Source organism: Glutamicibacter sp. PAEs-4 (assembly GCF_051161755.1).
GTDB classification, from domain to species: domain Bacteria; phylum Actinomycetota; class Actinomycetes; order Actinomycetales; family Micrococcaceae; genus Glutamicibacter; species Glutamicibacter nicotianae.
The window spans coordinates 3,399,639-3,424,289 of the sequence record NZ_CP195017.1; the positions used below are offsets into that span (position 1 = coordinate 3,399,639).

General features: G+C 62.3%; 19 protein-coding genes and 2 pseudogenes. 7 read left to right on the top strand and 14 right to left on the bottom strand.

Annotated elements, in window-relative coordinates:
• Positions 1-18 precede the first annotated feature (18 nt).
• Complete coding sequence (locus tag ACR9WD_RS16010) at positions 19-1,740, top strand: 3-ketosteroid-delta-1-dehydrogenase (RefSeq protein WP_434922419.1); 1,722 nt, start codon at positions 19-21, stop codon at positions 1,738-1,740.
• Positions 1,741-1,762: 22 nt separating this feature from the next.
• Here ACR9WD_RS16010 and ACR9WD_RS16015 read toward each other — a convergent pair whose 3' ends face one another.
• The 4 genes and pseudogenes from ACR9WD_RS16015 to ACR9WD_RS16030 form a co-directional block, all read right to left on the bottom strand.
• A complete protein-coding gene (locus ACR9WD_RS16015) occupies positions 1,763-3,616 on the bottom strand; it encodes an ABC transporter ATP-binding protein (RefSeq protein ID WP_434922420.1) in 1,854 nt (617 codons plus the stop codon).
• Between the two features lie 225 nt (positions 3,617-3,841).
• Positions 3,842-4,026: pseudogene (locus ACR9WD_RS16020) on the bottom strand (transposase); the annotation flags it as partial.
• 119 nt (positions 4,027-4,145) lie between these two features.
• Positions 4,146-5,252, bottom strand: a complete 1,107-nt coding sequence (locus tag ACR9WD_RS16025) for a zinc-binding dehydrogenase (RefSeq protein WP_434922421.1) — start codon at positions 5,250-5,252, stop codon at positions 4,146-4,148.
• A 93-nt stretch (positions 5,253-5,345) separates the two neighbouring features.
• On the bottom strand, positions 5,346-6,725 hold the full coding sequence (locus ACR9WD_RS16030; protein ID WP_434922422.1) for an MFS transporter: 1,380 nt from the start codon (positions 6,723-6,725) through the stop codon (positions 5,346-5,348).
• A gap of 92 nt (positions 6,726-6,817) precedes the next feature.
• Between ACR9WD_RS16030 and ACR9WD_RS16035 the strand changes: the two genes are divergently transcribed.
• Positions 6,818-8,296: an NAD-dependent succinate-semialdehyde dehydrogenase gene (locus ACR9WD_RS16035; protein WP_149597581.1), complete on the top strand. Its 1,479-nt coding sequence runs from the start codon at positions 6,818-6,820 to the stop codon at positions 8,294-8,296.
• Positions 8,297-8,310: 14 nt separating this feature from the next.
• On the opposite strand, the gene ACR9WD_RS16040 is transcribed toward ACR9WD_RS16035, so the two are convergent.
• Entirely contained in the window at positions 8,311-9,039 is a 729-nt protein-coding gene (locus ACR9WD_RS16040; protein ID WP_149597582.1) for a GntR family transcriptional regulator, read from the bottom strand.
• 57 nt (positions 9,040-9,096) lie between these two features.
• Here ACR9WD_RS16040 and lhgO point away from each other — a divergent pair, with 57 nt between their 5' ends.
• The gene (gene lhgO, locus ACR9WD_RS16045; RefSeq protein ID WP_434922423.1) at positions 9,097-10,350 is read left to right on the top strand and encodes an L-2-hydroxyglutarate oxidase; all 1,254 of its coding nucleotides are present in this window, start codon (positions 9,097-9,099) and stop codon (positions 10,348-10,350) included.
• Between the two features lie 425 nt (positions 10,351-10,775).
• Positions 10,776-11,330 (top strand): annotated as a pseudogene (locus tag ACR9WD_RS16050) (dicarboxylate/amino acid:cation symporter); the annotation flags it as partial.
• 161 nt (positions 11,331-11,491) lie between these two features.
• Here the strand turns inward: ACR9WD_RS16050 and ACR9WD_RS16055 are convergent.
• A complete protein-coding gene (locus ACR9WD_RS16055) occupies positions 11,492-12,088 on the bottom strand; it encodes a TetR family transcriptional regulator (protein ID WP_434922424.1) in 597 nt (198 codons plus the stop codon).
• A 194-nt stretch (positions 12,089-12,282) separates the two neighbouring features.
• On the opposite strand from ACR9WD_RS16055, the gene ACR9WD_RS16060 reads away from it, so the two are divergent.
• Positions 12,283-13,311, top strand: coding sequence for an aldo/keto reductase (locus ACR9WD_RS16060; RefSeq protein WP_434922425.1), 1,029 nt, complete (start codon positions 12,283-12,285; stop codon positions 13,309-13,311).
• 75 nt (positions 13,312-13,386) lie between these two features.
• Positions 13,387-14,181: a carbon-nitrogen hydrolase family protein gene (locus ACR9WD_RS16065; protein ID WP_121867663.1), complete on the top strand. Its 795-nt coding sequence runs from the start codon at positions 13,387-13,389 to the stop codon at positions 14,179-14,181.
• Between the two features lie 13 nt (positions 14,182-14,194).
• On the opposite strand, the gene ACR9WD_RS16070 is transcribed toward ACR9WD_RS16065, so the two are convergent.
• Positions 14,195-15,070 (bottom strand): alpha/beta hydrolase family protein, encoded by an 876-nt coding sequence (locus ACR9WD_RS16070; protein ID WP_434922426.1) that lies wholly within the window; start codon positions 15,068-15,070, stop codon positions 14,195-14,197.
• A 178-nt stretch (positions 15,071-15,248) separates the two neighbouring features.
• Between ACR9WD_RS16070 and ACR9WD_RS16075 the strand changes: the two genes are divergently transcribed.
• Entirely contained in the window at positions 15,249-16,277 is a 1,029-nt protein-coding gene (locus tag ACR9WD_RS16075; protein ID WP_434922427.1) for a Gfo/Idh/MocA family protein, read from the top strand.
• Here the strand turns inward: ACR9WD_RS16075 and galE are convergent, their stop codons facing one another.
• From galE to chvE, 7 genes are all read right to left on the bottom strand, one after another.
• Positions 16,278-17,240 carry a UDP-glucose 4-epimerase GalE gene (galE, locus tag ACR9WD_RS16080; RefSeq protein ID WP_121867666.1) on the bottom strand — a complete coding sequence of 321 codons (963 nt, stop codon included), beginning with the start codon at positions 17,238-17,240 and terminating at the stop codon, positions 16,278-16,280.
• Positions 17,237-18,433 carry a galactokinase gene (gene galK, locus ACR9WD_RS16085; RefSeq protein ID WP_434922428.1) on the bottom strand — a complete coding sequence of 399 codons (1,197 nt, stop codon included), beginning with the start codon at positions 18,431-18,433 and terminating at the stop codon, positions 17,237-17,239. The genes galE and galK overlap by 4 nt, the downstream gene beginning before the upstream one ends.
• Positions 18,430-19,545, bottom strand: a complete 1,116-nt coding sequence (galT, locus tag ACR9WD_RS16090) for a galactose-1-phosphate uridylyltransferase (protein WP_434922429.1) — start codon at positions 19,543-19,545, stop codon at positions 18,430-18,432. The genes galK and galT overlap by 4 nt, the downstream gene beginning before the upstream one ends.
• 60 nt (positions 19,546-19,605) lie before the next feature.
• Positions 19,606-20,550, bottom strand: coding sequence for an aldose 1-epimerase family protein (locus tag ACR9WD_RS16095; protein ID WP_434922430.1), 945 nt, complete (start codon positions 20,548-20,550; stop codon positions 19,606-19,608).
• 93 nt (positions 20,551-20,643) lie between these two features.
• Positions 20,644-21,825, bottom strand: a complete 1,182-nt coding sequence (mmsB, locus tag ACR9WD_RS16100; RefSeq protein WP_038992822.1) for a multiple monosaccharide ABC transporter permease — start codon at positions 21,823-21,825, stop codon at positions 20,644-20,646.
• Positions 21,822-23,360: a multiple monosaccharide ABC transporter ATP-binding protein gene (gene mmsA, locus ACR9WD_RS16105; RefSeq protein WP_038992820.1), complete on the bottom strand. Its 1,539-nt coding sequence runs from the start codon at positions 23,358-23,360 to the stop codon at positions 21,822-21,824. Before mmsA ends, mmsB begins: the two co-directional genes overlap by 4 nt.
• Positions 23,361-23,453: 93 nt before the next feature.
• A complete protein-coding gene (gene chvE / locus ACR9WD_RS16110; protein WP_052253952.1) occupies positions 23,454-24,623 on the bottom strand; it encodes a multiple monosaccharide ABC transporter substrate-binding protein in 1,170 nt (389 codons plus the stop codon).
• Positions 24,624-24,651: the final 28 nt, after the last annotated feature.

A 24,651-nucleotide genomic window follows, 5' to 3' on the forward strand; every position in this document is an offset into this window, starting at 1 on the left:
CGCGCAGAGGAGTCCGACATGGCATCGAAAACCGTTCTTGCACCCGTCACCATCGACCAGCACGAAGTCGACCTGCTGGTCATCGGCTCCGGCACCGGGCTGGCCACCGCGTTGGCCGCGAAGGAACTGGGCCTGGACGTTGCAGTGGCCGAGAAGACCAAATACGTGGGCGGCTCCACCGCCCGCTCGGGTGGCGCCTTCTGGATTCCCGCCAACCCGGTGCTCAAGCGCGAGGGCGCCGTCGACTCCCTGGAGCGCGGCGAGAAGTACATCGCATCCGTGGTGGAAGGCTCCGGCCCGGCCGAGCGCTGGAAGGCCTTCCTTCAGCACGGTGACGAAACCGTGAAGATGCTCGAGCGCATGACCCAGCTGAGCTTCTTCTGGGCCAAGGGCTACAGCGACTACCATCCCGAAGAACCGGGAGGCAGCGCCGCGGGCCGCTCGGTCGAGTCGCGCCCCTTCGACCTGAACAAGCTCGGCGGCCAGCTGGGCCGCTTCCAGCCAGCCACCATGGCCGCCCCGATGCCGATGCCGGTGACCGGCGCGGACTACAAGTGGATGAACCTCATTGCCAAGGCCCCGCACAAGGCCTTCCCGCGCATCGCCAAGCGCCTCATCCAGGGTGCCGGAGGGCTGCTGATCGGCCGCAACTACAGCGCCGGCGGCCAGGCCATCGCCGGCGGCATGTACGCCGGGGCGCTGGATGCGGGCATCCCGGTCTGGACCGAAGCGAAGCTGGTGGATCTCGAATTCACCGGTTCGGCGGTCACCGGAGCGGTCCTGGAGCAGGGCGGCGAACGGGTGAGCGTGCGCGCCAAGCACGGCGTGGTGCTGGCAGCCGGCGGCTACGACCACAATATGGCGATGCGCCAGGAGCACCAGAGCCCGTCGCTCATCGAGGACCTGAGCCTGGGCGCCAAGGGCAACCACGGCGACGCCATCCAGTTGGCGCAAAAGCACAACGCCCAGCTGGCCAGCATGCAGCAGTCCTGGTGGTTCCCGGCAGTGGCCCCGCTCAAGCCCGGATCCTCGCCGAAGGTCCTGCTGGCCGAGCGTTCGCTGCCCGGATCATTCATGGTGGACCAGTCAGGGCGCCGATTCATCAACGAATCCACCGACTACATGGGCTTCGGGCAGGAAATCCTGCGTCGCGAAGCGGATGGCGACCCCGTGGGATCGATGTGGCTGATCTTCGACCAGGCCTACCGCGACAGCTACATCTTCGCCGGGCAGTGCTACCCGCGGATGGCGCTTCCCGAGTCCTGGTACAAGGCCGGGATAGCAAACAAGTCCTCGTCCATCGGCCAGCTTGCGCAGAAGATCAATGTTCCCGCACAGGTGCTGGAACAGACCCTGGAAGCATTCAACGAGGGTGCCGGTACCGGAATCGACGACCAGTTCGGACGTGGCGAGTCAGCCTACGACCGCTACTACGGCGACCCGACCCAGCAGCCGAACCCGAACCTGCGCGCACTGGATGGCAAGGCCTACTACGCGGTGAAGATCGTGCTCTCGGACCTGGGCACCTGCGGCGGCGTGATGACCGATGCCCATGGCCGCGCGCTGGGCACCTCCGGCGAGGTCATCGAGGGGCTCTACGCCCAGGGCAATACCGCCGCGAACATCTTCGGCAACGTCTACCCGGGGGCCGGGGCCACCATTGGGCAGGGCCTGGTCTTCGGCACCATCATCGCCACCCATGCAGCGCAGAAGGCCCGCGACCTGGTCGCCAGCGCCTAGCCTTCTTCGCGTCCGAGAGCGGCTACTGCGCGAACTGGGTGGCGTGCAGCTCGCTGTAGCGCCCGCCCAATGCCAGCAGCTCGCTGTGCGTGCCGCGCTCAAGAATGCGCCCGCCCTCCACGACCAGGATCTGGTCTGCCGAGCGGATGGTCGACAGGCGGTGGGCGATGATCAGCGCGGTGCGGTTTTCCAGCGCTTCGCCCAGCGCCGCCTGCACCGCGGCCTCGTTGGACGAGTCAAGCGCGGCGGTGGCCTCGTCCAGGATGACCACCTGGGGAGCTGCCAGCAGCAGGCGGGCAATGGTCATGCGCTGGCGTTCGCCGCCGGAGAGCCGGTAGCCGCGCTCCCCCACCACGGTGTCCAGGCCATCGGGCAGGGCGGCGATCACCGGCTTGAGCCGGGCGCGCTCCAGCGCTTCCCAGATCTGCTCGTCGGTCGCTTCCGGACGGGCCAAGGCCAGGTTGGAGCGGATGGACTCGTGGAACAGGTGCCCATCCTGGGTGACCATGGAGACCGTCGAGCGCAGCGAGTCCAGCTTGAGCTGGCGGATGTCTTGGCCGGCCAGTTCGATGCTGCCCGAGTCCACGTCGTACAGGCGGGCAAGCAGCGAGGCGATGGTGGATTTGCCGGCGCCGGATGAACCTACCAGCGCAAAGGTCTGTCCCGCGGGGATCTCGAAGTCGATATCGTGCAGGACCTCTTCGCCGCCGCGGGTGTCAAGCACTGCCACTTCTTCCAGCGAGGCCAGCGAAACCTTGTCAGCGCTCGGGTAGGAGAAGTCCACGTGGTTGAATTTCACCGGCACTGCGCCGGCCTCAAGCCGGCGGGCGTTCGGCGCATCGGCAATCAGCGGCTGAAGGTCCAGCACCTCGAAGACGCGGTCGAAGCTGACCAGCGCGCTGGTGATTTCCACGCGGGCGTTGGCCAGGGCGGTCAGCGGCGTGTAGAGGCGGGTGAGCAGCATGCCCAAAACCACCACGTCGCCGGCTGCCAGGTCGCCGCGCACCGCGTACATTCCGCCCAGGCCGTAGACCAGTGCGAGGGCCAGGGCAGCCACCAGGGTCAGCGCGGCGACGAAGTAGAACTGGCGCATGGCCATCTTCACGCCAATATCGCGCACCTTGCCGGCGCGCAGCGCGAACTGCTCGGACTCGTCCTTGGGCCGGCCGAACAGCTTGATCAGGGTGGCGCCGGGTGCGGAGAAGCGCTCGGTCATCTGGTTGCCCATGGTCGCGTTCAGCTCCGCGGATTCGCGGCGCAGCAGGGCCACGGACTTGCCGAAGTGGCGGGCGGGCAGCAGGAAGATCGGCAGCAGCACCAGCGCGATCAGCGTGACTTGCCACGAGGTGGTGAACATGACGCCCGCGGTGAGCACCAGCGCCACGGTATTGGAGACCAGTCCGGACAGGGTTCCGGCGAAGGCCGACTGCGCACCGATGACGTCGTTGTTCAAGCGGCTGACCAGCGCACCGGTCCGGGTGCGGGAGAAGAACGCCACCGGCATTTTCTGCACGTGGTCGAAGACCGCGGTGCGCAGGTCATAGATGATTCCCTCGCCCAGGCGCGAGGAGAACCAGCGGACGACTACTGAAACCACGGCGTCCAGGATCGCAATCACCGCCATGAGCAGCGCCAGGTTGACGATCGTGCGGATGCCGGATTGCGCGACAATCTCGTCGACCACCCGTCCCGCGAGCACCGGGGTGATCACGGCCAGCACGGCGGCCAGGATGGAGAAGATGACGAAGACCAGCAGGCGGGACTTGTAGCTAGCGGCAAATTTCAGCACCCGCTTGGGCGTGGTGGGAGCGTAGGCCTTGCCCTTGTCTCCCGACAGCTTCCATAGCGAATGCCAGGCGGCGCTTTCCATGCTCATTAGCGAGTGCTCTCAATCCTGCTGGAGTTAATCGGTGGGACGCTTGAACCCAATGATCTCAGTAAGCGCCCCCCGCCTCTACGTAGGCAAAGCTTACGTCCCGGTCTGGTTGCATGAAAGAACCTCCTTGCCGGCGGCAGCAAGATCACGCGTGGAGCCCCTGGCAATTCCAAGCTCGCCCTCAGTGCATGAGCTGGCGTGCTCAGCGTAGAAAGTGAGGAACTCAGGTCCGCGTTCCTCGACTTCCGCTTCTGGGTGCTCGGTGCGGTAAGCGCGGACCCAGTCGCCCAGGATTCCTTCGTTGATGCCTAGAGACGCTGCGACCTCGACCAAGCTCTTCTGGGACGAAATCACTAGTTCGACTGCTTCGGCACGGAACCCCGGGGAGTGAACTTCTGACGTTTGGACATGCACTCATTCTCCTACGAACGCGTGTCTCGCAACATCATGACAGCTCACTCCCCGGGGCATCGGTTTAGGTGGTTTCACTCTAAATCAGGAAGAGCCAATACGTTGTAACTGGGCCTTGTTAGTCGGTGCTGGTTTGTGGGCGAAGTGCGGCTTTGGTGACCCGGCCAGATGCTACGTCATTGAGCGCGTCATTAACTTTCTCCAAATCGTAGGTGGAAAGAATCGAGGCTAAGTCGTGGTTCTTCACCAGATGGGGCAGGGACTTGATGTACTTAACGTAGTGGGCTGGAGAGAAGCCCCAGGAACCGAACATCTTTAGCTGTTTCTTGGTGATCTTATGTGGGTTGATCGCAGTGGGACCGTGATCCGTGTACTGTCCGAGGACCAAGACCTGCGCGTTCGGTCGGGCCAAGTCGATGGCTTCAGCTACAGCAGACGGAACGCCCGCGCATTCGATAACGATGTCAGCGCCTCGAGGTGCGATTTCTTGAAATGCGGCTAAACGTTCTTCAGCACTCGGGTAGGTATCCATATCGATAGCGACGTCCGCCGCGCCGATCTTCAATGCGACCTCGATACGCGAGGAAGGGCCGCCGAGCAGAATAACTTGGGCCGCGCCCATGGCTTTCGCGTACATGGCAGAGGCCAGCCCAACAGGACCTGCGCCCTGAACTGCCACGACCGAACCAGGCTCGATACTGAGATTCTCGACCACCCCATGGATCGCCGTTGGACCGGCACACCCAAGGGTAATGGCCTCTTCAAAGCTGACCGTATCGGGTAACTTGATGATAGTTGTTCCAGCTTCGAGAGAGATTGTCTCTGCCCATCCGCCCTGTAGGTGTGGTTCGTTTGTGGCCGTCCGATTGATCCCGTAAATCTTACGGTTCTGGCACAGGGTCGGCTCTCTAAGGACAAGGCATTCGTAGCAAGTGCCACAGGGGATGTTGTTTGCCCATACCACGCGGTCTCCTACGGCAAGAGGCTCGCCTTCGACATCGGTGTCTAAGCCTTTGCCTAGGGCACGGATTCGCCCTACGCCTTCATGACCCATGGCTATTGGAAGCGGGACGGAAAGATGACCAGTTCGAAGATGAACATCGGTGCCACAGATTCCGCCAAGGGCTACGTCTACCAGAGCACCTCCTGGTTCCACCTCTGGCATTGGGAATTCTTGTAATTCAACCGAGGTATTGAATTCTGTCAATACTGCTAACTTAGGCATGGAAATACTCCTGTTGTGGTTTTTGCCCGGACTTCTTCCCAAAAGAGAAAAGGCTGTTATTGATTTTTGGGTGGCAGTAATTCGCCCGAGTCGTCATGGCGTCACGCTAGAAGATGCACGTGCTTCGGGGCGATCGATCCGCTTCTTTGCCGGTCGGCTTAGGGCGATTGCAGTGAAACCGACTGCGGCAGCCACCGCGATGTAGGTGGCCACGGCCATGGAGGAGCCGGTGCTCTGCATTAGGTACTCGGCGATAAATGGTGCTGGCGCAGAGGTGATGATGCCGCCGATCTGGTAGGCCAACGAACTGCCGGTGAAGCGAACCTCAGGCTGGAACAGTTCGGGGATGAAGCTTGCAACGACTGCATAGGCAGTGGCGTGGGTGATAGGAAGGGCAATGATCATAGCGCCGAGGGCCGCCATGGGCTGGCCGGTATTTACAAGCCAGAACACTGGATAGATTAGCAGAGCGACCATTGCGGCCCCAGCGAGCATAATCTTCTTCTTGCCCAATCGATCGGCAAGCATTGCAACCATTGGAATAGTGAAGACTTGAATGAATGCAGCGATGATCAACGCCATGAATACAGAATCACGGTTTAGTCCCACGTGGGTTGGGCCGTAGCTGAGCAGGTAAACGGAAGAGATGTAGAAGATGATGTTTGGCGATGCCAGCGTCAAGGTACCTAGAATCAGTGGCCACCATGCGGTGCGGATGAGCTCGAACAGCGGAACACGGACTTCACGCTTCTCGGACTTCATCTTGAGAAATTCAGGTGATTCAGTGATGCGCAGGCGAATGAACAACCCGACGACGATTAACAGTGCTGAGATCCAGAACGGTACACGCCAGCCCCAAGCATGGAAGGATGCCTCGTCCATTTGCTGCATCAGCAAGAAGATGGTGGAGGAAAGCACCAGAGCCGCAGGTACGCCTGACTGGGTCCACGAAGCGTAGAAAGCCTTCTTCTTTTCCGGAGCGTGTTCTAAGGCCATGAGTACTGCACCGCCCCATTCGCCGCCTACTGCCAAGCCTTGGAGGAAGCGCAGCAGCACCAGCAAAATAGGAGCCCAAATGCCGATGGCATCATAGTTTGGCAGGAAACCCACAATGAAAGTGGACATGCCCATCAGCATCAATGACCACACCAGAATAGTCTTGCGGCTTACCTTGTCTCCGAAATGGCCGAAGATGATACCGCCAAATGGACGGGCGATAAAGGCTACCGCGAATGTTGCGAGCGCCGCCAAGGTCCCTGCTGCAGGAGAAAGCGCAGGGAAGAATTGGTCGTTGAGCACAAGTACTGCGGCGGTGCCAAAAATGTAGTAGTCGTACCACTCGATTGTGGTGCCGATCATTGATGCCGCGGCGACGCGCCTGGCCGGCGGTAGATGCGAATGTGCAACGGTGGACATGCTTTGCTCCATCTCGAATTCCTGTGACATTGCCATCAGGTAAGTATTATGAATCACACCAATCCTTGCTTGCATGTAACATGTATGTCAAGAAGCATTGCCAGGACTAATGTGAAAATGTCCTAATTTCAGAAACACGAGGGTGGCAAATGAGTACCGAAATTTGGAAGAAAATATCTTGGAATGAAGGGGAAATCGAACTCCCACTAGGGCTTTACATCAATGGAGAGTGGCGGGCTGCGCAGGGAGGTAAGGTCTTTTCCGTACAGAACCCCGCTGATGAAACCGTGATCGCGGCCGTGGCAGATGCAGGCACCGAAGACAGCCTCGAGGCGCTTTCCGCGGCGACAGCGGCTCAGGGCGCCTGGGGTAAGACCACAGCACGCCACCGTTCCAACGTCCTTCGTTCCGTTTACGAACTGCTCAAGGAACGCAAGGAAGAAATTGCATGGGTCATGTCCCTTGAAATGGGCAAGCCGCTGGCCGAAGCGCGCGGTGAGGTTCAGATCTCGGCAGACTACTTTCAGTGGTTTTCGGAGGTCGTCACCCAGCAACAGGGAACCTACACTGAGTCACCAACTGGTGATTTCAAGATCATCACTACCCATCAGCCAGTTGGTCCGTCCTACTTGGTAACACCATGGAATTTCCCGCTCTTCATGGGTGCTCGCAAGGCCGCGGCGGCTTTAGCCGCAGGATGCGCCATCATTATCAAGCCAGCAGCGTTGACTCCGTTGGTAACCCATATGTTCGTACAGGTTCTGCACGAAGTGGGGCTGCCCCAGGGTGTGGTCAACCTTGTAACGACTAGCTCCTCATCCGCGCAGTCGAAGGTTCTCATGTCACGCCCTGAACTGAAGAAGGTTAGTTTCACCGGCTCCACTGCCGTGGGTGTGACTCTACTGAAGCAAGCCGCTGACAATGTCATGGCCACTTCAATGGAGCTAGGCGGCAATGGGCCATTTGTTGTTCTTTCCGATGCCGATTTGGATGCCGCCGCGGAGGGAGCAGTGGTCGCTAAATTCCGCAATGCCGGTCAGGTCTGCGTCGCTGCCAACCGCATCATTGTTGAGAAGTCTGTGGCTGCTGCCTTCAAAGAACGATTTGTCGCCAAGGTCGCAGAACTCAAAGTGGGATCTGGCACTGACGCCTCGGTTAATATCGGTCCGCTGGTAGATGAAAAACAGCGTCATAGCGTCCAGCAATTGCTTGGCAAGGCTGTTGAGGAAGGCGCAGAAATCCTCTTTGGCGGTGGCGCCTTCGAAGGTCCAGGATTCTTCGTCAATCCCACTGTGGTAACCAACGCTTCAACGGACTCGGCGATCGCCACCAGTGAGATCTTTGGCCCAGTCGCTTCCATCTATGAAGTTGAAGGCGATGAAGCAGCGCTGGATCTTGCCAACCAAACGCCATTCGGATTGGTCTCCTATGTTTACACACGCGATGTAAGTCAAGCTCTGAAGGCTGCTGAGAAACTCGACAGCGGAATGGTCGCAGTCAATCGCGCTGTCGTGGCCGATCCTGCCGCACCTTTCGGAGGGATCAAGGCATCCGGGTTCGGCAAGGAAGGAGGTCACGCCGGGATCAAGGAATACCAGATTGAAAAGTACATCGCTCTGAGCATGTGATCTGCACTGCGGTTCTAAAGGACGCCCTCGCTAGGCGTGGACAACCAAGCAAAAGATTGCTCAACATCGGCCGTCGCAAATTCGGGACAGTTCAGAGTTTCCTGTTGGATCAGAACTTGTGCCGTATTGGCAATGTGCCGGAAGACCGCACGACCGACCGCCTGTGGATCACCTTCTCGATATCCACTGATGATATCGGCGTGATCGTTGAAGCATTCCATGGCCGAACGGGAGGTGGGAACGGTGCCTACACCCGTACTGAGCACGAAATCGCGTTGTTCCTGAAGGATGACTAAAGCTTTTTCGTTCCCGGAACCGGACAGCAACGTTTGATGGAAGTCCCTGTCAGCACGCAACACCGCGTTAGGGTCACCAGATTCCGCAGCTGTCAAAAATTGTGCAACTGCAGATTCGAATTCAGCCGAAGCAGAATCGTTCTTATTAAGCGTTGCCAGTCGGGACAACGGAACCTCAAGCATGATGCGGACCTGAAAGACCTGAAGCAACGCATCTAGCGAGGTTTTGAGGACTCGGAATCCTCTTTTGTCTTCAATACGTACCATGCCACGACGCGCGAGTTCCATCAGGGCTTCACGGACGGGGGTACGCGAAACGCCGAGCTTCCGAGCTACCTCTGAACCTGTATATAGCGGCCCAGGGATAAGGGAACCCTTGATGATTTCCAACCGGATCGAGTCGACAGCCTGTTCAGTCAGTGTGGCATTGCGGTTAACAGATTCCATTTACCTATTGTTCCAGTTCAAGTAAGAGTAAAGAAAATTCCTAAGGAGAGACATACCATGTCTAACTATTCGTTTGGCGTCGTGGGCGCAGGCATCATCGGAGCGGCGGTGGCACGAGAACTGACGCATGTTCATCCTGGTGCTCAGATCACCATCATAGAGAAGTCCAACGAAGTTGCAGCACACCAGACCGGACATAATTCCGGTGTTGTGCACGCAGGCTTATATTATCAGCCGGGAAGTCTGAAGGCGCGCCTGTGCCGACGTGGTGTTGACCTGCTGCGAGACTACGCGATCTCCAGAGACGTTCCCTACGAAGAGTGCGGAAAGCTTGTTGTTGCCCTCACTGAGGAAGAAGAGAACCGGGTCCGGGATATCTACAAGCGGGCCAAGGCTAACGGCGTTCCCGATGTGGCACTCATCGGGCCAGACGAGATGCGGAAAATTGAACCAAATGCGGTTGGCCGGCTCGCCCTGCACTCGCCCCACACCGCGATCATCGACTATGCAGCTGTGACCCGAGCACTGATCGAGGAAGTGACGGCAGGCGGAGCAAATCTCCTATTGAACACCGAGGTTAAGGGAATCTCTAATTTTGAGGACCGCTGCACCGTAACCGTCGATCGTGACGGGCAGAGCGCCACCCACCAGTTCGACTACCTGATCGTATGCGCAGGTCTGCAATCCGACCGAATGGCTCAATTGGCAGGCGGATCTCCCTACCCCAAGATAGTTCCATTCTTCGGCCAGTATTCGAAGCTCGCCCCGGAACATCGCAACATCTTGAACGGATTGGTATACCCGGTTCCCGACCCTGATTACCCATTCCTCGGTGTGCATCTGACTAAACGTGTGGACGGAGAAATGCTGGTCGGGCCCAACGCGTTCCTCTCCTTCGGACGCGAGAACTACAATGGATGGCGCATCAGCATTAAAGACACACTTGATGTAGCATTCAGCCGAGCCTTCTGGAAATTTGCTTCCGGAAACATCAAAGCAGCCATCCATGAAGTCGGCGCCGTGATTTCCCGCAAGAAATTTCTTGCAGGTGCCGCAGCCTACGCTCCAGATTTAGAAGGAGCAGTTTCAACGCCAATCACACGCGGAATACGCGCGCAGGCAATGGACGAGAACGGGCATCTGGTTGACGATTTTGTCATCGAGCACTTGGACCGAGTTACTGTCCTACGAAATGCACCTTCTCCTGGAGCTACCTCCTCACTGGCAATCGCCGAGCATCTCGTTGAAAATCTTGGGCAAAACTTGAAACAAGTTAACAAGCACGCTCCGGGATCGGATAACAGGCGATAACGCAAGATAGCCATAACCGGCTCTATTCAACAACCTCATGGCAGATGGGGAGACAGCGCAAACATGAATCTAGTAGCTGGCTCACGAGACGCACTTCCTCGGCCACGGAAGCCAGCGAAAACAAGTCCAGAAAGAGTAGTTATTTCCCTATTCGACTCCGCCGGAGGATTTGTATCCTGGCCAACGTTCAACCCACGAATCAGTGGTTGACGTATTTGGGGCGAGGAACCGGGTTCACACGTCGAGGAGTGGCTGAGCTAGTTTCTAATGAATTATTTGCGAGGGAGGAAACACAACGAACGAAACAGTGTAAGCCGCTGGATATGCGTTCTGGTTGTAATCGCTGGCCGTCAGCTTCATATTGCTTGGACTGCTTTGCAGTCAGGAAGACTACTTCGACGAGTGAGGGGAGATCATCCAGGCAATATGAAGTATTCTCGTTGCTGTTCCTGGCGCAGGCATTCGGGCACAATCTCAGCTCCGGCCAGCAGCTCGCCGCGCTGGGCATCTTGCCGCTGGCCTCCAAGGGCATGGCAGGCGTCCCCGGATCCTCGTTCTTGGCGTTGTCGGCGACCGCCGCGGCCCTGGGCATCTTCCCGGTGGCCGGCGTGGCCCTGCTGCTGGGCGCAGACCGCATCATGGATTCGATGCGCGTCGCCGTGAACCTGCTGGGCAACTGCGTAGCAACCTTCGTGGTTGCCAAATGGGAAGGGCGGTTCGACCGAGAGGCGATGAAGCGTGCTTTCGCCGGCGAAATCACCAATGAGGACCCTGCCCGCATGCTCGGACGCGATGAGGAGTGGGAAGAACTGGAAGCGGACCGCGTAGCCAACGGCGGCCAGCCTTCGCCGAAGTTCGGTGGCTGCTCTTCCCCGGATGCCCTGCCAAAGTTCGATATGCGTCCGGCAACTGAAGCCGAGGCGGCAGCGGCCGCACGAAAAAGCCACTTCGATGACGAACGTGCCGAGGTGCGCAACTGAGGCAAGCCGAACGCTTCAAGGGAAACTGCGGGAATCCTGAACACGAAACGGCCGGCGTGCACTGGAATCGTTCCAGTGCACGCCGGCCGCTCTCCGTTCTACTCGCCAGCTTTGGTCCGCGGCCATTGTTGTGCGTAGTTTGCCATAGCTTGCACCGGTTCCTAGTGCTTCACCACCCAGTTGTCATCGATCATCGCGGCGAAGTCGAAAGCCTCATCAAGGATCTCGCGCAGCGTGCTGCCGGTGGTGCCAACCCAGCGGTCGAGCGCATGGCCGTACAGGGACAGGCCCAGCAAAGCGGCGGTTTCGGCCAGCCGCTGGTTCGCGCAGAACGGCGAGAGCGCCTGGGCCAGCGCCGCCTGCTGCTCACGCAGGGATTCCTGCCAGCTTGCCCGCAGCGCAGGGGTGCTCCGGATCAATTCAATGCGGCTGATCATTGTCACCGGATCCTGTTCAGCGAACGCCACTGCCGGTTCGAAGCTGCGGCGCAAGAGCTCCAGCAAGCTCTCCCCCGGCTGCGACGTCATGGAGCGGGCTATATCGGCGAAGTGCCCAGTCATGGAACGCAGCGCGGTAACCACCGCATCCTCTTTCGAGGAGAAGTACCGGAAGAACGTTGCGCGGGAAATTCCGGCGGCTTGGGCAGCTTGCTGGACGGTGACGTTCTCTACACCGCGTTCGGCGAACACGGCATAGGCCTGTTCCGCCAACTCCACTTTCATCTTTTCGCGAACCCGATCGCGAACCACGCTGCCCATGGCAAGAATCTTACTCTGAGATCAATTCGCGAAAGTGAGACGCAGTCTCTTTATCCAAGTCATCAGACATTTGGCTAGGGTGTGTCGCGGTGGTTGCGGTTCGCGGGGCTCAATATTTCCTCGAACGTGAGGCCATTCCGTTTCCGCTTCGCTAGGCTCTGGTACAGAAAAACCGACTACTGATGAGGACAAGCATGGCACAGCAGATCGCAAACCGCATCGACCTCGGCCAAGGACTGGAAACCACTGCGCAGGGTTTTGGCTGCATGTCGCTGAGCGGGCCCTACGGCGCGGCCGACGATGCCGAATCCTTGCGCACACTGAACCACGTCATTGATCGCGGCGTGACGTTCCTGGATACCGCCAACATCTACGGCGATGGGCACAACGAAGCCCTGCTGTCCCAGGTGCTGAAAACCCGACGGGACGAAGTCACGCTGGCAACCAAGGCGGGTATCGTCCGCCCGAAGAACCCGGGAGATCCACGCGCCAACGGCGACCCCGCCTTCATCAAGAAATGCATGGACGAGAGCCTGCAGCGCCTCGGCGTGGACCACGTGGACCTGTACTACTACCATCGCGTGGATTCCCGGGTCCCGATTGAGGAGACGGTCGGCGCCTACAAGGAGCTGGTCGAAACGGGGAAAATCCGGCACATCGGATTATCCGAGGTGACCTCCCAAGAGTTGCGCCGAGCCCATGCGGTGCATCCGATTTCCGCGATCCAGATGGAGTACTCAATTTTCAGCCGCGACATCGAGCGCTGGCTGCTGCCCACCGCCAGCGACCTGGGCGTGGGCCTGGTGACCTACGCGTCGCTGGGCCGCGGATACTTCACCGGAGAAGTGGATTCACTGGAACAGCTGGAGGCCGGGGACATCCGCCGCAACTTCCCGCGCTTCGAGGCATCCCGCATGGAGCACAACCAGCCGCTGCGCCAAGTCATCAATGATGTGGCCGAACGCGAGAACATCTCCACTGCCCAGGTGTCGCTGGCCTGGGTCTATGAAAAGGCGCGGGCACTCGATGTGGCCGTATCCCCGATACCGGGAACGCGCTTCAGCGCGCACTTCGATGACAACCTGCAGGCACTGGATGTCCGCTTGTCCGCGGAATCCCTGTCGGCACTGGATGCCTTGGCCGCCCAAGTGGACGGCGAGCGCCAGAAGGACGTGATGTCGGTGTCCAAGGGCCGCGAAGAGGTCCAGATGGCCCAGATGTAGCTTCGCTGATCGCTACTGCGTAGAGTCGTGAGCGTAGCGCATCGCCACCCGTTCGCCACAGGAAAGGACTATCCCATGAGAATCGCTTTGGCGCAGGTGCTGAGCACCGCTGATCCCCAGCGCAATCTGGTGACGGTGCGCGATCATGCCCGCCAGGCGAAGGAGGCAGGGGCAACGCTGGTGGTCTTTCCCGAGGCGATGCAGGTGTCTTTCGGCCATGATCTCGCCAAATACGCGCAGGCTCTGGATGGCCCCTGGGCTACGCTGATTCGCCAGCAGGCGCGGGAGATCGGCATCACCATCGCCGCGGGCATGTTCACCCCCGGCGAGGGCGGACGGGTACGCAACACCTTGCTGGTCGCCGGTGATGGGGTTGATACCCATTACGACAAGATCCATCTCTACGACGCTTTCGGCTATGCCGAGTCGGATTCAGTGACACCCGGCCAGTCCCCGGTGCAGTTCGAGCACGAGGGCGCGATCATCGGACTGGCCACCTGCTACGACTTGCGATTCCCGCGCTTGTTCACCCGCCATGCGCAGGCTGGCGCGTTGATCTGCATTGTCAGCGCTTCGTGGGGCCAGGGCGAGGGCAAAACCGAGCAGTGGACCACGCTGGCACAGGCTCGCGCCTTGGATTCAACCACGTTCGTGGTGGCAGTGGACCAGGCTGACCCGCAAAGCGTTGGCCGCACGGTCACCGGCACGGCGCCTTTGGGCGTCGGCCACTCGCTTGCGGTGGATCCGCTGGGCCGTGTAATCGCCCGGGCCGGCGCGGAGCCCGAACTGCTGGTCGTGGACCTGGACCTCGATCAGGTCGAAGTCGCGCGCAAGCAGCTGCCGGTGCTGGCCAACGCGGTCGACCTGTAGCCAGGCGGCGGGCTCAGCGTTTCCGGTCCTCCAGCCAGTCCAGCATGTCCGGCCAGGCGGCTTCCCCGACCCCGCGCCGCATCAGCCCGTGATGCCCGATGGCTGGCACCCCGAGCTCATCTGGCGTGCAGGTCCGGCGCTGGACCGTGGCCGAGACCAGGTGCCCGGTCAGCTGGTCCATCTGCCGCGGCGAGGCCCACAGGTCGTCGCTGGCGCCGACGGCCAGGATGGGAATCCGGGTTCGGGCTGCATGCGTCCGGGCCTGCATGCTCGGGTCATCGAAGAAGTAGTTGGGTTTCCGGATCCAGCGGCTCCACTCCAGCAAGGCAGCTGTCGGGATGTCCTCGCCCAACCCGAGTTTCTGCCCGGGCATGTAGCCCAGGCTCCGGCTGAGCGCCGGTCCCACGATATTCAGTATCGCGGTGACGCGCGCCCGTTCCTGCCACGGGGAGATGGTTCGCGAAGCGGCCACATGGCTGGCGACGATGACCGCTGCCGACAGCGCTTCGGTGCCGTAATCCAGGACCAGCCCATGCCCTCCGACGCTGTGGCCCACGGCGTAGTGCGGAAGATCCGGAAAGTTCTCGGCCGCCCACCGCGCGGCGGCTGGGATGTCCTGCTGGATCCAGTCGCGCATCCGGATGCCGCGCAGCTCCCGAGGCGAACCGGACAGCCCGGTGCCACGATAGTCGTAGGTCACGGCAAGCAGGCCGGAACGGGTAGCCAGTTCAGCAAAGGCTCGGTAGAAGCGTTGCGGTGTGGCGGTAGCCGGATGAATCACCAGCACGCCTCTCGGGACTCCTGCTGGCTTGAACACCGTGGCCTGGACGCTGTCCTTGGCGGTGACGAGAATGCGCACTGATTCGCTGGTGATGCTCTGAAGCTGCATACCGCCATCCTAGCCAGATGTTACTGATCAGTAAATGGATTCTTCGGGTTCGGGAAGCACGCGGCCAGCCCAGCCCGATCCGGGCCAATTGGTTACAGCCCAAAAGCTCTTCCACCAGGCCCATCCTCCGCTTAGGGTAGAAACAACCATCTGATCTTGCCTGCCATCGGAGCCTGACGTGCCACTAGCCTTGCCCGAATCCACACTGCCTCATCCATCCTCGGCTCCCGCGCTGAATTGGGGCATTCTCGGGCCGGGGTGGATCGCCTCGCAGTTTGCCCAGTCGCTGAACAACTTGACCTCCAGCAGGATCGGAGCCGTCGGTTCGCGCACCTTGGCCCGCTCCGAGCAGTTCGCACGCACCTACGGGGATGGGCGAACCCGGGCCTGCGGCTCCTACGATGCGGTGCTCAGCGACCCTGCGGTGGATGCCGTCTATATCGCTGTCCCGCACAGCGGCCACGCGGAACTGGCGCTCAAGGCCATCGCCGCTGGCAAGCATGTCCTGGTGGAGAAGCCGATGAGCCTGGATGCCCGGCAAACCTCCCGGATCATCGAGGCGGCCAGGGCTGCCGGGGTGTTCGCCATGGAAGCCATGTGGTCGCGGTTCCTGCCGATCGGCAATGTGCTGTCGCAGGTCATCGAGTCCGGAATGCTCGGGCAGGTGATCACCATCCAGGCTGATTTCGGCGCCAGGTTCGAGGTCGACTACGGCTCGCGCATCTTCGATCCGGCACTGGGCGGCGGGGCCCTTCTGGATGTCGGCGTCTATCCCATCGCCTTCAGCGCCATGGTCTCCCCTGCCAAGCAGCTTCTGCACGCTTCGGGACGCATGGCCCCCACCGGTGTCGATGCGTCCTTCACCGCGGTGCTCGCCAATGAGGACGGCTCCACGGCAACGGCCTTCAGCAGCATCGAAACCGATTCGCCGCAGGGCGCGTGGATTGCCGGCACCGAAGGCACCCTGGAGCTGCAGCGCCCGATTTGCTGCGGTTCCGCGCTGGTGCTGCGCAGTGCCGACGGCAGGATCGCCGACAGCCGCGAGTTCACCGAAACCTCGCCGGCTGCCGGCTTGGGCTTCGAAGCGGCCCACGTAGCCCGGTGCATCGCCGATGGATTGACCGAGTCGCCGGTCATGCCGCTGGACGAGTCGCTGGCGATTGCCCAGACCATGGATGCGATCGCCGCCAAATTGCGCACCGGCTAGTCAGCGGCGCTGCGCCGAGGCCTCCCAGGCGCTGTGCACCATCTGCGCCAGGCTGTGGCGCATCCTCCAGTCCAGGTCGCGGGCGGCCAGCTTGCCGTCGGCAACGATGCGCGCCGGATCGCCCGGACGGCGGGCTTCCTCAATAGCGGTGAAGCCGATGCCGGTCACCTCGGCGACCGCGTCCATGATCTGCCGCACCGAGACGCCATCACCTGAACCCAGGTTGTAGACCGGCTCCAACGCCTCGCCCGCCTCCAGCTTCCTGGCGGCCTGGACATGCGCCAGCGCCAGATCCGCGACATGCACGTAGTCGCGCACGCAGGTGCCGTCTTCGGTGTCGTAATCGGTGCCGAAGATCTTCGGTGCTTTGCCGGCATTCAACGCCTGGAACACCAGCGGGAACAGGTTGTGCGGGCTCGCGTCATAGAGTTCAGCGCTGCCCGATCCAACCACGTTGAAGTAGCGCAGCGAGGTGTGCTTCAGCCCGGTAGCCACCGCCTGGTCGCGGATCAGCCACTCCCCCACCAGCTTGCTCTGTCCATACGGGGATTCGGGGAAGGTGCCGGTGGCTTCGGTGACCACATCCTCGGACGGGGTGCCGTAGACGGCCGCCGAGGAGGAGAAGACCATATTGTGCACGCGTGCGGTTGCCATGGCATCGAGCAGGTGCGCGGTGCCGGTGGCATTCTGCTCGAAGGCCAGCAGCGGGTGCTTCACCGATTCTCCGGCGTACTTGTAGCCGGCCAGGTGGATGACCCCGGTAACCTCGTGGCGCTTCATGATTTCCACGAGCTTCTCGGTCTGCAAGATGCTCAACTGGTAGAACTGCACTTCTTCGGGAACGAAGGAGCGCACTCCGCTGGACATCGAGTCCACGACGACCGGTTCGAACCCCGCCGCCTGCAGCGAACGCACCACGTGGGATCCGATATACCCGGCTCCGCCGGTCACTAGCCAACTCATGCCCTGCCTGCTCCTTCATCTGCAATGACGGTGAAAATGGCCGGCTCGACATAGCCGGCGTGGTCAAAGGCCTCGCGGACGGCCTGGCTGACCGGCTCGATCCGCTCGCGCTTGACCAGGGCAATGGCGCTGCCGCCAAAACCGCCACCGGTCATGCGGGCACCGATCGCCCCGCCCGTCATGGCGGCCTCCACCGCGGCGTCCAGTTCCTCGCTGGAAATCTCGTAGTCGTCGCGCATGGATTCGTGGGACTGGCACAGCAGCTTGCCTACCGCGCCCAGGTCCGAGGCGCGCAACGCGGCAACGGCATCGAGCACCCGCCGGTTCTCGGTCACGATGTGCTTGGCGCGGCGCCGGGCCACCGGGTCGGCGATGGCCTCCAATTCCGCGACGCTGTGCACTTCCCGCAAGGATTCCACCCCCAGTGCCGCGGCGGCCTGCTCGCAGCTGGCACGGCGGGCGGCATAGCCGCCATCCACATGCGAATGCTCGACGCGGGTATCGATGACCAGCACCACCGCGTCGTGCTGCGCCAACGGCAACGGCACTGCCTGCGTTTCCATGGAACGGCAATCCAGGAAGAGCGCGTGCTGCGCATGGGACATCAGCGAGGCGCTCTGGTCCATGATTCCGGTCGGGGCGCCCACGAATTCGTTCTCGGCCCGCTGGGTCAGCTGGGCCATCTGCACCTTGGACAACCCAAGGCCGTAGAGGTCATCCAGCGCCACGGCAGTCGCCACTTCCAGGGCATGCGAGGAGGACAAGCCGGAGCCCACCGGGACATCCGAGTCCACCATCAGCTCCAGCCCGCCAATTTGCACGCCATCGAGCTGGTTCAATGCCCACAGCACGGCGGCCGGGTAGGCAGCCCAGCCGGGCACCGCCCGGGGCACCAGCTCATCGACGGTGATCGAGGTGATCGGCGGCTCGTCGCCTGCCCCGTAGGTGGAGGCGAAGTCCAGCACCTGGCTGCCCGGCTCCAGCTGCGACTTGCGGCGCACGGCCACCAGCGCGTTCTTGTCGATGGCGAAGGGCAGCACATAGCCCAGGTTGTAGTCGGTATGCTCGCCAATCAGGTTCACCCGTCCCGGGGCGCGCCAGATGCCTTCGGGCCGGTGGCCGTAGGCTTTGGTGAACTTTTCGCGCAGGGCGTTGACCCGTGCCGCGGTTTCCGCGCTGCCGCTGCGGCTCATGGCATGACCTCGCGCAGCCGGGCGGCTGCCTGCTCGGCCGGGACATCGTTGATGAAGGCGCCCATGGCGGCTTCCGAGCCTGCCAGGTACTTCAATTTGCCAGCTGCCCGGCGCGGGCTGGTCAGCTGCAGGTGCAGCCGTGCCGCCGCACGGGCTTCCGGTTCCAACGGAGCCTGGTGCCAGGCGGCAATATAGGGTGTGGGGGTGTCGTACAGCGCGTCGAATCCGCGCAGCAGATCCCGGTACATCACTGCCAGTTCGGCTTTCTCCTCTTCATTGAGCGCGGCAAGATCCGGCACGTGGCGGTGCGGCACCAGATGGGCTTCCAGCGGCCAACGGGCAGCGTAGGGCACGAACACGGAGAAGTGCTCGCCCTGGCGCACCATGCGCGAGCCTTCGGTGCGTTCGAAGTCCAGGATGTCTTGCATCAGGGGGCGTCCGGTCTTCGCCAGGTGGGCCACCGCCTGGCCGGCCATCTTGGCGGCGGTCGGGGTCAGGTACGGGTAGGCGTAGATCTGCCCATGCGGGTGGTGCAGGGTCACGCCGATATCCTGGCCGCGGTTCTCGAAGACGAAGACCTGCTCGATGCCTTCCATCGCGGATAATGCGGCGGTGCGCTGCGCCCAGGCTTCGATGACGGTGCGCGCGCGGGCGTCATCCAGCGAGGCGAAGGACCCGGTGTGCTCGGGGGTGAACACCACGACTTCGCAGCGCCCGTAGGCCGGGGCGGGAACCTGCACCGGTGCGGCGGATAGAATCGAACCCAGTGCCGGGCCGAGCGACGGGAAGCGGTTCTCGAAGACCACCACGTTGAAGTCCTCGGCGGGGATTTCGCTCATGCGCCCGTGCGCGCTGGGGCATAGCGGGCATTCTTCCTTGGGCGGCAGGTAGGTGCGCGACTGGCGGTGGGCGGCGACTGCCACCCAGTCTCCGGTCAGCCGGTCGTAGCGCAGCTCGCCGGGTTCCCCGCGCGGATCCAGCGGCCGGGTGTCGGCCACCGGTTCGGGCACGGCAGTGTTGGCATCGGCGAAGAAGATCGCTTCGCGGCCATCGGCCAGGTGGTGCACCCGGTGGGCTGCTTCATATGCTGCGGAGCCTTGCGGCATGGCCATCTCTCCAATGGGCTAGTGGTGGTGCAAATAGGTAGGCGGCGCGGCGGGCGCGCCTGCGGGTTAGCTCGGCTGGACCGGGCCGATCAGCCAACTGGCTTCGCAGCTGGCGCCCGGGGTAAGCGCGATGACGTCTTGGCCGGAGTTGAAGCCGCCGGGCGGGCAGGTCATCGGCTCGATGGCCAGCCCGGTGCGGTCAAGCGCCGGGTCATCGCGGTCTGCCGTGTGGATCTGGACCCACGGGCAGGCTTCGTCCCAGGTAATCTGCGACCCGAGGCCCTTGGTGTCGGTGATCGATGCGCTGAACAAGCCGTCCGCGCCGGCGGCCAGGGAAGTGTAGGCATGATCGATGAAGAGGTCCCCGATCGACTTCGGGGTGCGGAAATCCAGCTCGGTGCCAGCCACCTGAACCACCTCCTGCGGCAGCAGGCGCGCGCCGTCGGTGAGCTGCACCTTGCCGGCTGGCAGGGTGAAAGTCCATTCATCCGCCTTCTTGCCCGGTGCGACCAGGTAGGCGTGCGAACCCCAGGCGAAGGGCGCGGTGCCCTGCCCGAGGTTGGTGGCGGTGGCGATGGTGCGCAGCCCGCCGGCTTCCAGCCGGTAGTCGATCACCAGCTGCACCTCATAGGGGTAGCCGGGGTTCGGCGCGATCACGGTGCGCAGCTGGGCGGAGCTGCCGCTGCGCCCGGTGATCTCGAAGCTGGTATCGGCCACCAGGCCGTGCAGCGCGTGGCCGCGCTCAGGCTCGGTGATCGGCAACTGCAACTCCTGGCCTTCCCAGTGGTAGGCCCCGTCGATCACCCGGTTGGGCCAGGGAGCCAGGATCGCTCCGGAGAACACCGGGCGCTCACCGCGCGGATCGAAGGCGCGCACCAGCGGGCGGCCACCGTAGTCCAGGGACACCAGTGTGGCACCCACCGTGGCCAGCTGCGCGGTGAAGCCGTGGGCTTGCAGCGTGAGCACCGTTCCGTTGGAGGTGTCCTGCTGCGGCATTGATTGGCGATCCATTTCGTCATCCTTCGTGCTGTGCTGGGAAACCATCGGGCATGGGCGGGCCCTCCCGCCATCGCGTGCGGGAGGGCCGTGGCAGCAAGCCGCAGCCTAGTTGCCGGCGCCTGCGCGGCGCTTGTTGTAGATGTCGAAGGCCACTGCCAGCAGCAGCACCACGCCCTTGACGATCTGCTGGGTGGACGCGCCGACGCCCATCAGCTGCATGCCGTTGGACAGCACCGCCATCACCAGGCCGCCGACGATCGCGCCGGTCACCCGGCCCACGCCGCCGGTGGTCGAGGCGCCGCCGATGAAGCAGGCGGCGATCGCATCCAGCTCGAACATGTTGCCGGCACCCGGCTGGGCGCCGTTGGAGCGCGAGGAGAAGACCACGCCGGCCACGCCCGAAAGCAGGCCCATGTTGATGAAGATCCACATGTTGATCTTCTTCACGTTCACGCCCGAGAGCTTCGCGGCGGAGAGGTTGCCGCCGATGGCGTAGACGTGGCGGCCGAAGACGGTCTTGGTGGTCAGCACGTGGTAGCCCAGGATCAGGGCGGCCAGGATGATCAGCACGATCGGCATGCCGCGGCTGGTGGCGATCTGCCAGAAGAACCAGAGGATGATGGCGCCGGAAATGATGTTCTTGGCCAGGAACATGGCCATCGACTCGACACTCTGGCCGTACTTTGCCCGGCCTGCGCGATTGCGCCACTGCGAGTAGAACAGGCCCACGACGGCGATCACGCCGATGATCACGGTGAACAGGTCGAAGCCGTTGCCGCCGAGCAGGCCGTTGAGGAAGCCGCCGGCGATCTGGCCGTATTCGCCGGGGAACGGCGAGAGCGAAACGTTGTTGAGCACTTCGTAGGTCAGGCCGCGGAAGAGCAGCATGCCGGCCAGCGTCACGATGAACGCGGGAATGCCCACGTACGCGACCCAGAAACCCTGCCACACACCGCACAGCCCGCCGACCGCGATGCCGGCGAGCATGCCTGCCCACCATGGCATGTCGTTCTTGATCACCAGCACCGCGGAGACCGCGCCGGTCAGGGCGACCAGCGACCCGACCGAGAGGTCGATGTGCCCGGCCACGATCACGATGATCATTCCCAGTGCGAGGATCAGCACGTAGGAGTACTGCAGGATGATGTTGGTGATGTTGATCGGGCTGAGCAGCAGGCCGTTGGTCAGGATGGTGAACAGCACCACGATGAGCACGAAGGCAATGTAGATGCCCGAGGTGCGCAAGTTCTTGGTGAAGATATCCTTCAGCTCGTTTGTGATGGTCATCGGGTGCTTTCCTTCTCGATGGTCATGAGTTCCATGAGGCGTTCCTGGGTGGCTTCGCTGCGCGGCAGTTGGCCGGTCATCCGGCCGTAGGCCAGGGTGTAGATGCGGTCGCAGATGCCCAGCAGCTCGGGCAGTTCGGAGGAGATCACCAGCACTGCCTTGCCGGCCGCGGCCAGCTCGTTGATGATCGTGTAGATCTCGTATTTGGCTCCGACGTCGATGCCGCGGGTGGGCTCGTCGAGGATCAGCAGCTCGGGGGCGGTGTGCAGCCACTTGCCCAGCACGACCTTCTGCTGGTTGCCGCCCGAGAGGTTGCCGACCTTCGCCATGACGTTGGGGGTCTTGATGCGCATGGACTTGCGGTAGTGCTCGGCGATCTGTATTTCCCTGTTGCCGTCCACGAAGCCCTTCGAGGAGATCTTGCCCAGTCCGGCCGCGGTGGTGTTCACGCGGATGTCCTCGATGAGGTTCAGCCCGAACTTCTTGCGGTCCTCCGAGACGTAGGCGATGCCGGCGCCAATGGCCTTGCCCACCGTGGAGGTGTCCACCGGCTTGCCGCCCATCAGCACGGTGCCGGTGATGTTCCGGCCGTAGCTGTGGCCGAAGATGCTCATCGCCAGTTCGGTGCGACCGGCGCCCATGAGCCCGGCAATGCCGACGATTTCGCCGGCGCGCACGTCGAGGCTTGCGTGCTCCACCACGGTGCGGTCCTGCTGGACCGGATGCTGGACCGACCAGTCGCGCACCTCGAAGACCACGTCGCCGATCTGCGGCTCGCGCTGCGGGTAGCGGGCGGAGAGCTCGCGGCCGACCATGCCGCGGATGATGCGGTTCTGGTTGGAGGCGGGGTCGGCCATGTCAAGGGCCTCGATGGACTGGCCGTCGCGGATGATGGTGGTGGTGTTGGCGATGTCCTCGATCTCGCCGAGCTTGTGCGAGATGATGATCGAGGTGATGCCCTGCTCGCGCAGTTCGCGCAGCAGGTTCAGCAGGTGCTCGGAGTCGTCGTCGTTCAGCGCGGCGGTCGGTTCGTCCAGGATCAGCAGCTTCACGTTCTTGCTCAGCGCCTTGGCGATTTCCACCAGCTGCTGCTTGCCGACACCGAGCTGGCCGACCGGGGTGACCGGCTGCTCGTGCAGGCCCACGCGGGCCAGCAGGTCGGCGGCGCGATGGTTGGTTTCGTTCCAGTCGATGAAGCCGCCACGGGAGGTCTCGTTGCCGAGGAAGATGTTCTCCGCCACCGAGAGGTAGGGCACCAGGGCCAGCTCCTGGTGGATGATCACGATGCCCTGGGCCTCGGAATCCTTGATGTTCGAGGCCTTGAGCTCCTCGCCCTCGAAAATGATCTTGCCCTCGTAGCTGCCGTGCGGGTAGACCCCGGAGAGCACCTTCATGAGGGTGGATTTTCCGGCGCCGTTCTCTCCGCAGATGGCGTGGATTTCGCCCTTGCGAACCGATAGGTTGACGCCGTCCAGCGCCTTGACTCCGGGAAAAGTCTTGGTGATGTCCTGCATGTGCAGGATCGTGGTGTCCATAGTGCAGACGTCCTTGGTGTGTGCTGTGAGCGGTGAACCGCGGCGGCGGGAGCGCAGGTTGCCCTCCCGCCACCGCGGTTGCTGCCTGCGCGGCTACTTGGCCTGTCCGGCCTTGACTTCCTCGGCGGTGTAGTACCCGGAGTCGACCAGCAGCGAGGTGATGTTGTCCTTGACCACGATGTCCGAATTCAGCAGGTACGAGGGAACGACCTTCTTGCCGTTGTCGTAGCTTTCGGTGTCGTTGGCTTCCGGCTCGCCGCCGCCGGCGTAGGCTTTCACTGCCTCGACAGCCTGGGTGGCCAGCTTGCGGGTGTCCTTGAAGATGGTTGCGTACTGCACGCCGTCGTCGATCAGCTTCACCGAGGCGATTTCGGCGTCCTGGCCGGAGATGATCGGCAGGCCGTCCTTGATGGACTTGCCGTAGCCGGCGTTGGACAGCGCGGTGATGATGCCGCGGGAAATGCCGTCGAATGGCGAGAGGATGCCGTCGATCTTGGTCTTGCCGCCCTGGTAGTGGGCGGTGATCAGGTCTTCCATGCGCGATTGGGCTTCTTCCTGGCTCCAGCGCAGGGTGGCTGCCTGCTCGATCTTGGTCTGGCCGGACTTGACCGTCAGCGTGCCGTCATCGAGGTATGGCTTGAGGGTGTCCATGGCGCCCTTCCAGAAGAAGTGCGCGTTGTTGTCGTCGATCGAACCGGCGAAGAGCTCGATGTTGAACTTGCCCTTCTTGTCGGTGCGCTTGCCTTGATCATCGGCCAGGCCCATGCCGGCCAGCAGCGAGGTGGCCTGCTGGACGCCGACGTTGTAGTTGTCGAAGGTGACGTAGAAGTCGACGTTCTCGGTGCCGTTGATCAGGCGGTCGTAGGAGATGATCGGGATGTTCTGGTCCGCGGCGGCCTGCAGCTGGGTGGACAGCGCGGTACCGTCGATGGAGGCGACCACCAGGATGTCGCTGCCCTTGGTGATCATCTGGTCGATCTGCTGCTGCTGGGTGGGGATGTCGTCATTCGCGAACTGCAGGTCGACTTCGAAGCCGGCTTCTTCCAGCTGGGACTTGACCGCTTCACCGTCGGCAATCCAGCGTTCGGACGTCTCGGTTGGCATTGCGACGCCCACCTGGATGTCCTCGGGGGCGGTCGATTCCCCGCCGCCAGCCCCGGCTCCGCCTCCGGCGCCGCTGCCGCTGCAGGCTGCCAATGCGCCGACCAGTGCGAGCGATCCCATGGTCGCCACGGCTTTGCGGGTCCAATTATTCCATGCCATCTTTTCCTCCTTGAAAGGTTGCCATATC